Raw genomic sequence first — 13272 nt, 5'->3', positions numbered from 1 at the left:
TACAATGCCGGTCCCTTCCGATGCTTCTGGGACGACCTAGTCCATGACCTCCCTCGGTACGCCGCTGTCCCCGTCCGCCATCCGCGTGCTGCTGCTCGGCTCGGGGGAACTCGGCAAGGAGGTCGCGATCGAGCTGCAGCGCTTCGGCGTCGAAGTGATCGCCGCCGATCGCTACGCCGATGCGCCGGCGATGCAGGTCGCGCATCGCAGCCATGTGCTCGACATGCTCGATCCGGCCGCGCTGCGCGCGCTGATCGCCGCCGAGCGTCCGCATCTGGTCGTGCCCGAGATCGAGGCGATCCACACCGACACCCTGGTTGCGCTCGAGCGCGAAGCCGGGCTGCAGGTCGTGCCGACCGCGCGCGCGACCCGGCTGACGATGGACCGCGAGGGCATCCGCCGGCTCGCGGCCGAGACGCTCGGCCTGCCGACCTCGCCGTACCGCTTCGTCGACACCCATGCGCAGTACCGCGAGGCGATCGCGGCGATCGGCCTGCCGTGCGTGGTCAAGCCGGTGATGTCGTCGTCGGGCAAGGGCCAGAGCACGGTGCGCACGGAGGCCGATGTCGATGCGGCCTGGGACTACGCGCAGACCGGCGGCCGCGCGGGCGCTGGGCGTTGCATCGTCGAGGGCTTCGTCGACTTCGAGTACGAGATCACGCTGCTGACCGTGCGCCATGCCGGTGGCACCGCGTTCTGTGCGCCGATCGGCCATGTGCAGATCGCCGGCGACTACCGCGAGAGCTGGCAGCCGCAGGCGATGTCGCCGCGCGCGTTGGCGCGGGCCCGCGAGATCGCGCGTGCGGTCACCGACGACCTGGGCGGGCGCGGCGTATTCGGCGTCGAACTGTTCGTGCGCGGCGACGAGGTCTGGTTCAGCGAGGTCTCGCCGCGTCCGCACGACACCGGCCTGGTCACGCTGGCCTCGCAGGATCTGAGCGAGTTCGCATTGCATGCGCGCGCGATCCTCGGCCTGCCGATCCCGGTCGATGCCGACGATACCGTGCTGCTCACCGGACCCGGCGCGTCCTGCGCGCTGCTGGCCCAAGGCCACGGTGTGCCCGCGTTCTCGGGGATCGAGGTCGCGCTGCAGGCGCCGCACAGCGCGCTGCGCCTGTTCGGCAAGCCATCGGTCGCGGGCCAGCGCCGGGTCGGCGTGACCCTGGCGCGTGGCGAGGATGTCGAGGCCGCGCGGGCGGCCGCACGCGACGCGGCGGCGGCGATCAAGATCGAGCTCAAGTGAGCGCCGTGCTGCCGTTGCCCGCAGTCGCAGGTGGCCGGTCGTGAGCCTGTCGATGCTGCTGTTCCCGGTCCTGGGCGCGGTCGCCGGGATCCTGGCCGGCCTGCTCGGGATCGGCGGCGGCCTGGTGCTGGTGACCGCGCTGGTCTGGCTGCTGCCGGTCTACGGCATCCCGAAGGACGCCGCGATGCATGCCGCGCTCGCGACTTCGCTGGCAAGCATCGTGCTGACCGGCGTGTCGTCGGCCCGCGCGCACCATCGCCGCGGCAGTGTGTTGTGGCCGTCGGTCGCCTGGCTGGTGCCCGGCATGCTGCTCGGCGGCTGGTTGGGCGCGCGGCTGGCCATCGGGCTCGACGGCGAAGTGCTCAAGTACGGCGTGATCGCCTACTGCGCGATCGCCGGCACCCAGATGCTGCTGTCGCGCTCGCCACCCGACACCGGGGCGGCGGTCGTGCCGACCGGCGCGGGCATGACCGGTGCCGGCATCGGCATCGGCATCGCCTCGTCGCTGGTGGGTATCGGCGGCGGCAGCATGACCGTGCCGCTGCTGGTCTGGCGCGGCGTGCAGCCGGTACGTGCGGTCGGCACGTCGGCGGCCTGCGGCGTGTTCATCGGCCTGGCCAGCGCGTCGGGCTATGCGCTGCAGGCGCCTGGCGATGTGCTGCCGTCGATGGCCTGGGGCTATGTCTATCTGCCGGCCGCGATCGGCATCGCGCTGGCCTCGGTGCTGGTCGCGCCGCTGGGCACGCGATTGGCGCATGCGATCAGTGGGCCGGCGCTCAAGCGGGTGTTCGCGGTCTTCATGTACTGCATCGGCGCCAGCCTGTTGCTGTGGTGAGCCGCCGCGCCGACGGCGCCCGCCTCCCCCTGGATTTCGAACCGGCGCGCTGTGCCGCCGATGGAGTGTTGCGATGACCGTGTCTTCCCCCTGCGTGCCCGAATCGATCCGCGCGCTGGCGCCGACGATGACCGACTGGCGCCAGGCAATCCACGCTTGGCCGGAGCTGGGCTTCGAGGAGGAGCGCACCTCGGCGCTGGTCATCGAGACCCTGCGTGGCCTGGGACTGGAGGTGCATACCGGCCTGGGCGGCACGGGCGTGGTCGCGGTGATCGACAGCGGCGCGCCGGGCCTGTCGATCGGTCTGCGCGCGGATATGGACGCGCTGCCGATGGACGAGGACAGCGACCTGCCGTTCCGCTCGCAGCGCCCGGGCGTGGCCCACACCTGCGGCCACGATGGGCACACGTCGGCGCTGTTGGGCACAGCCCAATACCTGGTCGCGCATCCGCCGGCCAGCGGGCGCGTGGTGTTGATCTTCCAGCCGGCCGAGGAGGGCGGGCGCGGCGCGATCCGGATGATCGAGGACGGGTTGTTCGATCGGTTCCCCTGCGACGAGGTCTACGCCTTCCACAACATGCCCGCGCTCCCGTCCGGCCGGGCCAGCGTGCGCGCCGGCGCCACGCTGCAGTCGCTGGCGGTGTTCGAGATCGCGATCGAAGGCATCGGCGGTCACGCGGCCGCGCCCCACCGTGCGAACGATCCGCTGCAGGTGGCCGCCCGCCTGGCGGTGGACATCGGCGCGATCGTCGGCCGCCACATCGACCCGATGGAAGCGGCGCTGATCAACGTCGGTTCGCTGCAGGCCGGCACGACCCACAACATCATTCCCTCGACCGCCTCGCTCAGCGGGACGATCCGCTCGCTGTCGACGGACGTGCACGAGGCGCTGCTCGCTCGCCTGCGCGCGCTGTGCGAGGGGCATGCGCAGATCTCGGGCTGCACGATCCGGCTGGAGATCCCGCATTCGTGCCCGCCGTGCGTCAACGCACCCGCGCAGGCCGCGCTGGCGGCCGAGGCGATCGGCGACGTGCTCGGCGCGGAGAACGTCAGCACCGATCTGCGCGCCTACCCCTTTTCCGACGATTTTTCGTACATGCTGCAACAGTGGCCCGGCGCCTACCTGTTCCTGGGCATGGACAGCGCCATGTGCCACCACCCGACGTTCCGTTTCGACGATGCGCTGCTGCCGCTCGCCGTCGCGGTGTTCGATCGCATCGTGCGCCGGCGTCTGGGATGAACGCCGCGCTCGCGACTCCAGGTGCCGGGCCGGTCGCGTACGCCGCCGGACCTGCCAGGGCTTAAGCTGTCGTCGCGCCGCAACGCGCGGCGTCCCGAAGTTCGTTCGAGTGCCCCATGCCCAACCGCGACTGGGTGGCGCAGGCCATCCGCAAGATCGAGGCTGACTTCAACCGTTCGGCCGACACCCACCTGATCCCGCTCGACCTGCCGGGCTTCCCCGGCATCGACGTCTACTTCAAGGACGAGTCCAGCCATCCGACCGGCAGCCTGAAGCACCGGCTGGCGCGGTCGCTGTTCCTCTACGCGCTGGCCAACGGCTGGCTGCGCGCGGGCAGCACGGTGGTCGAGGCCTCCAGCGGCTCGACCGCTGTGTCGGAGGCCTACTTCGCGCGGTTGCTCGGCCTGCCGTTCGTCGCGGTGATGCCGGCCTCGACATCGCCGGAGAAGATCGCCGCGATCGAGTTCCAGGGCGGGCGCTGTCATCTGGTGAAGAACGCCTGCGACATCGCCGCGGCCTCCACGCAGCTGGCGCGCGAGTGCGGCGGGCATTTCATGGACCAGTTCACCTACGCCGAGCGCGCGACCGACTGGCGGGCCAACAACAATATCGCCGAGTCGATCTTCAAGCAGATGGCGCAGGAAGTGCATCCGGTCCCGGCGTGGATCGTCTGCAGTGCCGGCACCGGCGGCACCAGCGCGACGATCGGGCGTTATGCGCGCTATCGCGGTTTCGACACCCGGGTGCTGTGCGCCGATCCCGAATACTCGGCGTTCTTCGACCACTACGCGCGCAGCCTGCGCCGCGAGCCGGCGCCCGAGGACCTCGCGCCGACCCCGCCCTCGCGCATCGAAGGCATCGGCCGACCGCGCGCCGAGCCCAGCTTCATTCCCGGCTGCGTCGATGCGATGGTCCGCGTTCCCGATGCGCTGAGCCTGGCGGGCATGCGCTACGTCAACGCGCGCCTGGGCCGGCGCGTCGGTGGCTCGACCGGCACCAACTTCGTCGGCGTGTTGCGGGTCGCGCAGACCATGCGCGCGGCCGGCCGCACCGGCGCGATCGTCACCATCCTGTGCGATGGCGGCGAGCGCTACGCGCACAGCTACTACAGCGCGGACTGGATCGCCGCGCAGGGCTTCGACATGGACGCGGCCGATGCCGCGATCCGTGCGAGCGCCGACACCGGCGCCGCGCTGCCGTCGCTGGCCGACGCGGTCCGCGACCCGGGTTGCGGCTAGAACCGACATCCAACCGCTTCACAACGAGGCGGGCGGATCAACCTGGGGCAAACCCCAGGTGCGGCCAGGTTAACGATTCGTTACAACGAATCCGCCGGCAGGAGGCCGGCGACCCTCGCCACAGGAGTCCGCATGATGCCGATCCGCCGCCACTGCCTGGCCGCAGCCGTCTCGTCGTCCCTGCTCGTCGTCCTTCCGCTCACCGCCGCCGCCCAGCAGCCCCCGGCCCCCGCGCCGCAGGCGCGCACGCTCGACACCGTCCAGGTCACCGGCACCCGCATCCGCAAGGCGGAGATGGAGACCGCGGTTCCGGTCCAGGTGCTCACGCGCGAGGACATCCAGCGCAGCGGGTTCACCTCCGTTGCCGACATCGTGCAGAACCTCACTGCCAGCGGCGCCGCGCTCAACACCAAGTTCAATTCCAGCGGCAACTTCGGCTTTCCGCCCGATGGCGGCGGCGTCGGCGCCGGCGCCGCAACGGTCGACCTGCGGCACCTGGGCGCCAAGCGCGTGCTGGTGCTGGTCGACGGCATCCGCTGGGTCAACGAGTCCTCGGCTTCCGGCGTCGGCTCGGCCGTCGACCTCAACACCATCCCGCTGTCGCTGATCGAGCGCATCGAAGTGCTCGAGGACGGCGCCTCGTCGATTTACGGCTCCGATGCGATTGCCGGTGTGGTCAACATCATCACCCGTCGCGATGCCGACGGCGGCAGCCTCGACCTGCACTACGGCGAGTACGACGACCTGGGCGGCGCGACCTGGGGCGCGGACCTGGGCTGGGGCGGGCACAGCGAACGCGCCCAATGGTTCTTCGGCGCGTCGTACTACAAGCAGCGGCAGATCGCCTCGACCAAGTTCGACAACGCCAGCGTGCCGGTGCCGGGCACGGGGTTGGCCAACGGCAGTTCGGCCACGCCGTCGGGCCGCTTCGTGTTCCGCGATCCCAACACCGGTGAGGATTTCGACCTCACCCCCAACGACGGCGCGACCTCGCCGGTCTACGACCCCAGCCAGACCGGCTGCACGCGGACCGACGACTTCCACTGCTTCGGCACTGCCGACCGCTACAACTTCGCGCCCAACAACCTGCTGCTGACCCCGTCGGAGCGCAAGTCGGTATTCGGCCAGGTGCGCTTCGAGTTCAGCCCGCAGCTGTCGGGCTATACCCGCGTGCTCTACAACACGCGCACCTCGGCCAACCAGGCCGCGCCCGAGCCGTTCTTCCTCGGCACCGATGCCGGCGTCTACAACCCCTGGGCCGAGCAGCGGCTGACGATCTCCGCGCGCAACCCCTACAACCCGTTCGGCTTCGACCTGACCACGGTGGGCGAGGACGCCAACCTGTTCCTGCTTGGCCGGCGGCCAGTCGAGGGCGGGCCACGCCGCTACACCCAGGACGTCAAGACCTGGTATGTCGCCGCAGGCCTGGAAGGCATTTTCGGCGTCGGCGATCGGACCTGGAACTGGGACCTCAACCTCGTCCGCAGCCAGAGCCGCGCCGAGCAGGTCAACACCGGCAGCTACAACGTGCGCCGCATCAACGAAGCCCTGGGCGACCCCGACGCGTGCGCGGCGATCGCCGGCTGCGTGCCGCTGAACATCTTCGGCGGGCCGGGCACGATCACCCAGGAGATGCTCGCCTTCATCCAGCCGGTGGTGCGCGACGCCAGCCGCAACACGCTGACCCTGGCCTCGGCCAACGTCACCGGCGATCTGGTGCAGTTGCCGGCCGGCGCGCTGTCGTTCGCGGCCGGTCTGGAGCATCGTCGTTACGAGGGCAGCTACACGCCCGATCCGATCACGATCGCGGGCGAGTACAACGGCGTGCCCTCGGGCGCGACCTCTGGCGACTACGACGTCAACGAGGCCTACGCCGAGTTCAACGTGCCGCTGCTGCGTGACTCGTGGTTCGGCGACAGCCTCGATCTGAGCATCGCCGGACGCTATTCGGACTATTCGACCTTCGGTGGCGAGACCACCGGCAAGGTCGGCCTGCGCTGGCAACCGGCCGACGAATTTCTGTTGCGCATGAGCTATGCCGAGGGCTTCCGCGCGCCGTCGATCGGCGAGCTCTACGGCACGCTCAGCCGCTTCGACGCGACGCTCGTCGATCCGTGCTCGGGCGCTGCCTCCTCGTCGCCGGCCTGCGCCGCCGATGGCGTGCCGGCGGGCTACGAGCAGACCAACTCGCAGATCTCGGTGGTGACCTCGGGCAATGCCGACCTCGAGCCCGAGCACAGCCGCAGCCTGATGGTCGGCGCGGTCTGGAGCCCGTCGTTCGCCGACGGGGTGACGTGGTCGGATCGCCTGGACCTGGGCGTGACCTTCTACCGCCACCACATCGACGGCGCGATCCAGGCGCCGGACGCGCAGGCGATCCTCGAGCGCTGCATCGCCACCCGCGATCCGCTGGCCTGCACCTCGTACGACCGCAGCGAGCGCGGCCAGATCGTCCGTTTCGACGACATCCTCGCCAACCTCGGCACGATCAAGACCGACGGCTGGGATTTCACCGCCGCCTGGACGCTGCCCGAGCACGACTGGGGCCGCCTGCGCTTCGATGCGAAGGCGACCTGGGTCGGCCGCTACGAACTGGTCAACGAGTCGGGCGAGGCCGAGCCGCGGCGGCCCGGCGTCGAGGTCAACAACAGCGCGATCCCCGAGTGGACCGGCACCCTGGTCACCGACTGGACGCGCGGGCCGTGGTCGCTGGCCTGGACCATGCGCTACATCGACCGGCTGGTCGAGTCGTGCGGCGGTGCGATCGGCTTTGCGATCTGCCCCGACAGCGCCAACGACCGCAACGCGCTTGGCGCGACCACCTACCACGACCTGCAACTGTCCTGGCGCAGCACCGCCTGGCTCGAAGGCACCCGGGTCAGCATCGGCGTCAACAACCTCACCGGCAAGACGCCGCCGGTGTGCCTGAGCTGCAGCCTCAACGGCTACGACGCCTCGACCTACGACCTGCCCGGCCGTTTCGTCTACGCGCGGCTGGGCGTGGACTTCTGAGCCACGGCGGGGGATGCGGCCGGCGATGCGCGCCGGCCGCTGTCTCCCGCCAGCCCGAACAGCGGTCGCAGCCAGCGCACGCGCCGGATCAGCAGTTCGTGGATGAGCACGCAGCCGGCCACGGTGATCGCCAGCACCCCCAGCGGTTCCCACACCGGGCCCAGCCCCAACGGGATCAACCAGTACGCGGCCAGCACGATCAGGCTCTGGTGCAGGATGTACCACGGGTACACCGCCTCGCTGGCGTAAGCCAGGCCCGGCCACGGCCGGTCGAGCGCATGGGCGCCCCAGGCCAGTAGCGCGAGCAGGGCGGTCCACCAGTAGACCGACAGCGCCACGATCGACACGCCCTGCCAGCCGGCTTCGGGCATCACCGCGAGGAACGGCGCAGGCGACAGCGTGCCGGCGTCGATCAGATGGCCCATCGCGCGCAGGCCCACATGGACGCCGCCGGTGGCCAGCGCCAGCGCGAGCAGCGGCCAACGTCCCGCCCGCAGCCGGGCCCACACCACGTCGCTGCCCGCGATCAGCACGCCGAAGGCGAAAGCCACGAAGTAGCCGGCGTGGTTGAACCAGTCGTCGACCAGGGCGTGTGTCGATGGAAAACGTGGGGCGAGCGTCACCAGTGCGAACAAGTACCAGGCCGGCGGCAGTAGCCACAGCAGCCAGTGCCCACGCGTGGTCAGCCAGTCGCGCAGCTGGCTGCCGCCGAGCCGCCCCAGCAGCGGCCGCATCGCGAGTACGGCCAGCGTGTACGCCCACAGGTAGGGCAGGTACCACAGGTGGTTCCAGGTGAAGCCGTACTCGGCGCCGGTGAACGTGCCGGCCGGCCAGGGCCGGAACTGCAGGTAGCGCAGCAGGAAGGCGCCGTAGCCGGAATCGATCGTGCCCAACATGCGCGCCTCGCAGTAGGCCTGGACCGGCACGATCGCGACGATGCCAAAGGCCAGCGGCAGCAGCAGGCGCCAGCTGCGGCGCGCCGCCAGCGCACCGGCCGGCCGTCGGGCCAGCACCAGGCCGAGCGCCAGCCCGGAGATCAAAAACAGCAGCGACATGCGCCAGCGGTTGATCGCGACCATCGGCCATTCGACCCAGGACAGCAGGGTCGGGCTCTTGATGTGGAAGCCCCAGTCGACCACGTAGACCATGCCCACGTGGTAGAGGATCAACAGGCCGAAGGCGATCACCCGCAGGGCGTCGATGTCGTGGCGTCGGGACATGGGAGCTGCGCATGGGAAGGGAGCGTCATCGTCGGCCTCAGGGGCCCGCCGCCGGCACGGCAAGGGCCGAGGCGACCGCCTCCGGGGACGAACGGATGGCCCCGCGGGGCGGCGCAGCCCGCGCCCGCGGGCCGGCTGCCTACAATGCCGCGATGTCCCCACGCCCGTCCGATGCGCCGTCCGCGGCCGAACGCTATCTGGCCATCCGCCGCCCGCTCGAGGTCGGCTACTGGCTGATCACCTGCCTGCTGTCGGCGGTGGGCAACAGCGCGACCGTCTGGATCGACGTGCAGCGCGCCGGTCTTGGGAGCGCGCAATGGGAGGTGGTGAGCTGGGAGGCGGGCAGCGCGCTGGCGCTGCTGGCCCTGGTCCCGGCCACGGTCTGGTTCACTGCGCGCTGGCCGGTGCACCTGGACACCTGGTGGCGGCGGTTGCCGCTGTACGCGCTGGCGAGCGTGGTCTGGTCGCTGCTGCACGTGGGCCTGATGGTCGGCATCCGCAAGGCGGTCTACGCGCTGCACGGCGCCCAGTACCGCTTCGACGACGCCTATCTCTACGAGTACCTCAAGGACGTGCGCACGTTCCTGGGCATCGTGGTGCTGCTGCACGGCTACCGGCTGCTACTCAGGCGCCTGCAGGGTGAGGCCTCGCTGCTCGCCGCGCCCGACGACGGCGCCGCCCCGGTGGAGCCGGTGGAGCGGCCCGAGCGCTTCCTGGTGCGCAAGCTCGGCCGCGAGTTCCTGGTTGCGGCCAGCGACATCGAATGGGTGCAGGCCTCGGGCAATTACGCCGACCTGCACGTGCGCGGCAAGGTGTATCCCTTGCGCAGCACCCTGGCCGACCTGCAGGCCCGGCTCGATCCGGCGCGGTTTGTGCGCGTGCACCGCAGCCATCTGGTGAACGTCGCGTGCATCGCCTCGATCGAGCCGCTCGACAGCGGCGATGCGCGGCTCCATCTCGACGACGGCACCGTGGTGCCGTGCAGCCGGCGCTGCCGCGAGGCCCTGCGCGCGGCAACCGCCGCCTGAGTCCGGCGTTGTCGCACGTGCGTGAGCGCTGCGCTGGCGTTTGCTTCAGCGGAAGAAGCGCAACAGGGTGCGACGCAGCCAGCCGCCGTTCTCGTGGGTACTGGCGAAACCGTTGAGATGCTGCTTGACGGTCGGCGAGTACGCCTTGTCGTCGCTGCGGATATGGTTGAACAACCAGCGCACGAGCATCGCGCGCAGCTCATCGAGCATGTCCTCGCCGGCCTGGAAGCGCAGCCGATACTCCTGGACGCGGCGCGCAAACAGTTCGTGGACACGGCGATGGGCGGCGCAGAACGCATAGCCCGCTTCCTCCATCAGCGCCTCTTCGAACGCGAAATGCGAGAGCGTGTAGTCGACCAGCTCGTCGAGCACCTCGCTGACGGCTTCGCGCGAGTGCCCGTGCCGCGCGAGCTCGAGCTGATTGATCATGTCGACGATCCGCCGGTGCTGGCCATCGATGACATCGATGCCCGTGTCCAGCTCGTCCCGCCATACCACTACCGACATCGTCCGCGCCCCGCATCCCTCTGGTTGCAGAGCATCTTGGGCGGCGATCCGGGGGCTGGCCTTGATCGGACGCAATGACGCGACGCCGGCCGCGTGCTTGTCCGGCACGCGACCAGCGCAGGTGGGCTCAGCTACGGCGGGCGCGTGCGAAGGCGTCGGCGAGCGCGTTGTTGGCCGGCGGTGCACTCGGCTTGGGCGCACCGCCGCCCGGGCGGCCGCCGCGGCCGGGCCCGCGCGGATCGCGCGGCGCAGCGTCACGCGGGCTGCGCGCCTCGCGCGGTGCGGGCGTATCGTCCAGGCGCCGGGTCAGTGCGATGCGCTTGCGCGCCACGTCGACCTCCAGCACCTTGACCTTGACGATGTCGCCGGCCTTGACCACATCGCGCGGATCCTTGACGAAGGTGTCCGACAGCGCCGAGATGTGCACCAGGCCGTCCTGGTGCACGCCGATGTCGACGAATGCGCCGAACGCGGCGACATTGCTGACCACGCCTTCGAGAATCATGCCCTCGCGCAGGTCCTTGATGTCTTCGACGCCCTCGGCGAACTGCGCGGCCTTGAACTCCGGACGCGGGTCGCGACCGGGCTTCTCCAGCTCCTTGAGGATGTCGCGCACCGTGGGCTCGCCGAAGCGCGCGTCGGTGAACTGCGCCGGCTTGAGCCCGCGCACGAAGCTGCCGTCGCCGATCAGCGAGGCGATCGGGCGGCCGGTGGCCGCGACGATGCGTTCGACCACCGGATAGGCCTCGGGGTGCACCGACGAGGCATCGAGCGGTTCATCGCCATCGGCGATGCGCAGAAAGCCGGCGCACTGCTCGAATGTCTTCTCGCCCAGACGCGGGACCTTGAGCAGGTCGCGGCGGCGCTTGAACGGCCCGTTGGCGTCGCGATGCACGACGATGTTCTCGGCCACCCCGGCCGACAGCCCCGACACGCGCGCCAGCAGCGCGCTGGACGCGGTGTTGACGAATACCCCGACCGCGTTGACGCAGTCCTCGACCTTGGCGTCGAGCGCGCGCGCCAGCCGATACTGGTCGACGTCATGCTGGTACTGGCCCACGCCGATCGCCTTGGGCTCGATCTTCACCAGCTCGGCCAGCGGGTCCTGCAAACGCCGCGCGATCGACACCGCGCCGCGCAGCGACACATCGAGTTGCGGGAACTCGCGCGCGGCGGTCTCCGAGGCCGAATACACCGACGCGCCGGCCTCGCTGACGACGATCTTCTGCAGTTTCAGTTCCGGCGCGCGCTTGATCAGGTCGGCGACCAGGCGGTCGGTCTCGCGCGAGGCGGTGCCGTTGCCGATCGCGACCAGCTGCACGCCGTGCCGTGCGCACAGCGCCTGCAGCACGTGCAGCGACTGGTCCCACTGTCGGCGCGGCTCGTGCGGGTAGATGGTTTCGGTGGCGACCAGCTTGCCGGTCGCATCGACCACCGCGATCTTGCAGCCGGTGCGGATGCCCGGGTCGAGCCCGAGCACGGTCTTGGGACCGGCCGGCGCGGCCAGCAGCAGATCCTTGAGGTTATCGCCGAAGACCTCGATCGCCTCGCCCTCGGCCTTCTCGCGTGCCTTGCCCAGCAGGTCGATCATCAGGTGCAGGTGGATCTTCGCGCGCCAGGCCAGGCGGCAGGCATTGCGCAGCCAGGCGTCGGCCGGGCGGCCGCGCTCGGCGATGCCGGCGTGCAGCGCGATGCGGCCCTCGGCATAGGCGTTGCCCTGCTCGGCATCGGTGCCCGGGTCGAGTTCGAGCGTCAGGAATTCCTCGCGGCGGCCGCGCAGCAGCGCCAGCAGGCGGTGCGAGGGAATCTTCGCCAGCGGCTCGGCATGGTCGAAGTAGTCGCGGAACTTCTCGCCGGCCGCTTCCTTGCCTTCGACGACCTTCGCCCGGATCACGCCATTCGCGTCGAGCCAGGTGCGCAGCTCGCCGATCAGCGCCGCGTCCTCGCCCCAGCGCTCGATCAGGATGGCGCGTGCGCCTTCGAGCGCGGCCTTGACGTCGGCCACGCCCTTGTCGGCATCCACGAACCCGGCGGCGACGTCCTCGGGGACTTGCGTGGGATCGGCCAGCAGGCCATCGGCCAGCGGCTCGAGCCCGGCCTCGCGGGCGATCTGTGCGCGCGTGCGGCGCTTGGGCTTGTAGGGCAGGTACAGGTCCTCGAGCCGCGCCTTGCTGTCGGCGGCCTCGATGTCGCCACGCAATTCGGGCGTGAGCTTGCCTTGCTCGTCAATGCTCGCCAGGATCGCGGCGCGCCGCTCCTCGAGTTCGCGCAGGTAGCCCAGGCGGACCTCGAGATTGCGCAACTGGGTGTCGTCCAGCCCGCCAGTGACTTCCTTGCGGTAGCGCGCGATGAACGGCACGGTCGCGCCCTCGTCGAGCAGCGCGATCGCGCTGATCGCCTGGGCGGGCTGGGCGCCGATCTCGGCGGCGATGGTCTCGGCGATTCTGCGGGAAAGGGCGGCGTCGGGCTGGTACATCGGTTCCGAAAGCTGTCGCGGCAGCGGCGCCGCGGGCGGATTGTGGCCCCCGGGTCGCGGCAGCGGAACCCGTTGACAAGGCCGCCGCGCGCAGGTCCCGCCCGCTACCGGCGGCGCCGGCGCCAGGGCAGCGGCAGCTGGAACACCACCAGCGCCACCCAGGCCAGACGGCTCGACCAGCTCTCGCGATCGACCGGCACCGGCGCCGGCATCGGCGTGTCCTGGTCGGAAAGCGTGTACGCGCCGGCATCGAGCTCGGCGACGATCGCGCGGGCCCGCGCCAGCTCGGCATCGGGCACGTGCACCTTGACCCCGCCGATCGCCAGTCGCCATTCCCAGTTCGCCAGCGCCATGTGCGCGTCGCCGACGAAGGCGTCGATGCCCTCGGCCTGCAGGCGGCCGCAGACGAGCTGCGCCTCGAGCGGATCGGTGTAGCGGGCGACGATGACGGTCATCGGATGGCGACGGCGGCG

10 protein-coding genes are annotated in these 13272 nt (G+C 70.6%); 6 read left to right on the top strand and 4 right to left on the bottom strand.

What is annotated here, in order from left to right:
• Nucleotides 1-43: 43 nt before the first annotated feature.
• From purT to WAF18_RS00485, 5 genes are all read left to right on the top strand, one after another.
• Nucleotides 44-1243: a formate-dependent phosphoribosylglycinamide formyltransferase gene (purT, locus tag WAF18_RS00505; RefSeq protein ID WP_337243365.1), complete on the top strand. Its 1200-nt coding sequence runs from the start codon at nucleotides 44-46 to the stop codon at nucleotides 1241-1243.
• A gap of 40 nt (nucleotides 1244-1283) precedes the next feature.
• Nucleotides 1284-2078: a sulfite exporter TauE/SafE family protein gene (locus WAF18_RS00500; RefSeq protein ID WP_337243364.1), complete on the top strand. Its 795-nt coding sequence runs from the start codon at nucleotides 1284-1286 to the stop codon at nucleotides 2076-2078.
• Between the two features lie 73 nt (nucleotides 2079-2151).
• Nucleotides 2152-3318, top strand: coding sequence for an amidohydrolase (locus WAF18_RS00495; protein WP_337243363.1), 1167 nt, complete (start codon nucleotides 2152-2154; stop codon nucleotides 3316-3318).
• A 116-nt stretch (nucleotides 3319-3434) separates the two neighbouring features.
• Nucleotides 3435-4556, top strand: a complete 1122-nt coding sequence (locus WAF18_RS00490) for a PLP-dependent cysteine synthase family protein (protein ID WP_337243362.1) — start codon at nucleotides 3435-3437, stop codon at nucleotides 4554-4556.
• Nucleotides 4557-4688: 132 nt separating this feature from the next.
• Nucleotides 4689-7568 (top strand): TonB-dependent receptor, encoded by a 2880-nt coding sequence (locus WAF18_RS00485; protein WP_337243361.1) that lies wholly within the window; start codon nucleotides 4689-4691, stop codon nucleotides 7566-7568.
• Here WAF18_RS00485 and WAF18_RS00480 read toward each other — a convergent pair.
• A complete protein-coding gene (locus tag WAF18_RS00480; protein ID WP_337243360.1) occupies nucleotides 7541-8788 on the bottom strand; it encodes an acyltransferase family protein in 1248 nt (415 codons plus the stop codon). The two genes, WAF18_RS00485 and WAF18_RS00480, sit on opposite strands and share 28 nt — an antisense overlap.
• Nucleotides 8789-8940: 152 nt before the next feature.
• Here WAF18_RS00480 and WAF18_RS00475 point away from each other — a divergent pair, with 152 nt between their 5' ends.
• Nucleotides 8941-9816 carry a LytTR family DNA-binding domain-containing protein gene (locus WAF18_RS00475; RefSeq protein WP_337243359.1) on the top strand — a complete coding sequence of 292 codons (876 nt, stop codon included), beginning with the start codon at nucleotides 8941-8943 and terminating at the stop codon, nucleotides 9814-9816.
• Nucleotides 9817-9861: 45 nt separating this feature from the next.
• On the opposite strand, the gene WAF18_RS00470 is transcribed toward WAF18_RS00475, so the two are convergent.
• From WAF18_RS00470 to WAF18_RS00460, 3 genes are all read right to left on the bottom strand, one after another.
• Nucleotides 9862-10323, bottom strand: coding sequence for a bacteriohemerythrin (locus WAF18_RS00470; protein WP_183425250.1), 462 nt, complete (start codon nucleotides 10321-10323; stop codon nucleotides 9862-9864).
• Nucleotides 10324-10450: 127 nt separating this feature from the next.
• The gene (locus WAF18_RS00465) at nucleotides 10451-12799 is read right to left on the bottom strand and encodes a Tex family protein (RefSeq protein WP_337243358.1); all 2349 of its coding nucleotides are present in this window, start codon (nucleotides 12797-12799) and stop codon (nucleotides 10451-10453) included.
• Nucleotides 12800-12903: 104 nt separating this feature from the next.
• Nucleotides 12904-13254, bottom strand: coding sequence for a DUF2007 domain-containing protein (locus tag WAF18_RS00460; RefSeq protein WP_337243357.1), 351 nt, complete (start codon nucleotides 13252-13254; stop codon nucleotides 12904-12906).
• Between the last annotated feature and the right edge of the window lie 18 nt (nucleotides 13255-13272).

The organism is Luteimonas sp. gir, from assembly GCF_037198055.1.
Lineage (GTDB): Bacteria > Pseudomonadota > Gammaproteobacteria > Xanthomonadales > Xanthomonadaceae > Luteimonas > Luteimonas citri_A.
The sequence above is the reverse complement of the archived record's forward strand: the minus strand, read 5'-3'. Positions and strand labels throughout refer to the sequence as shown.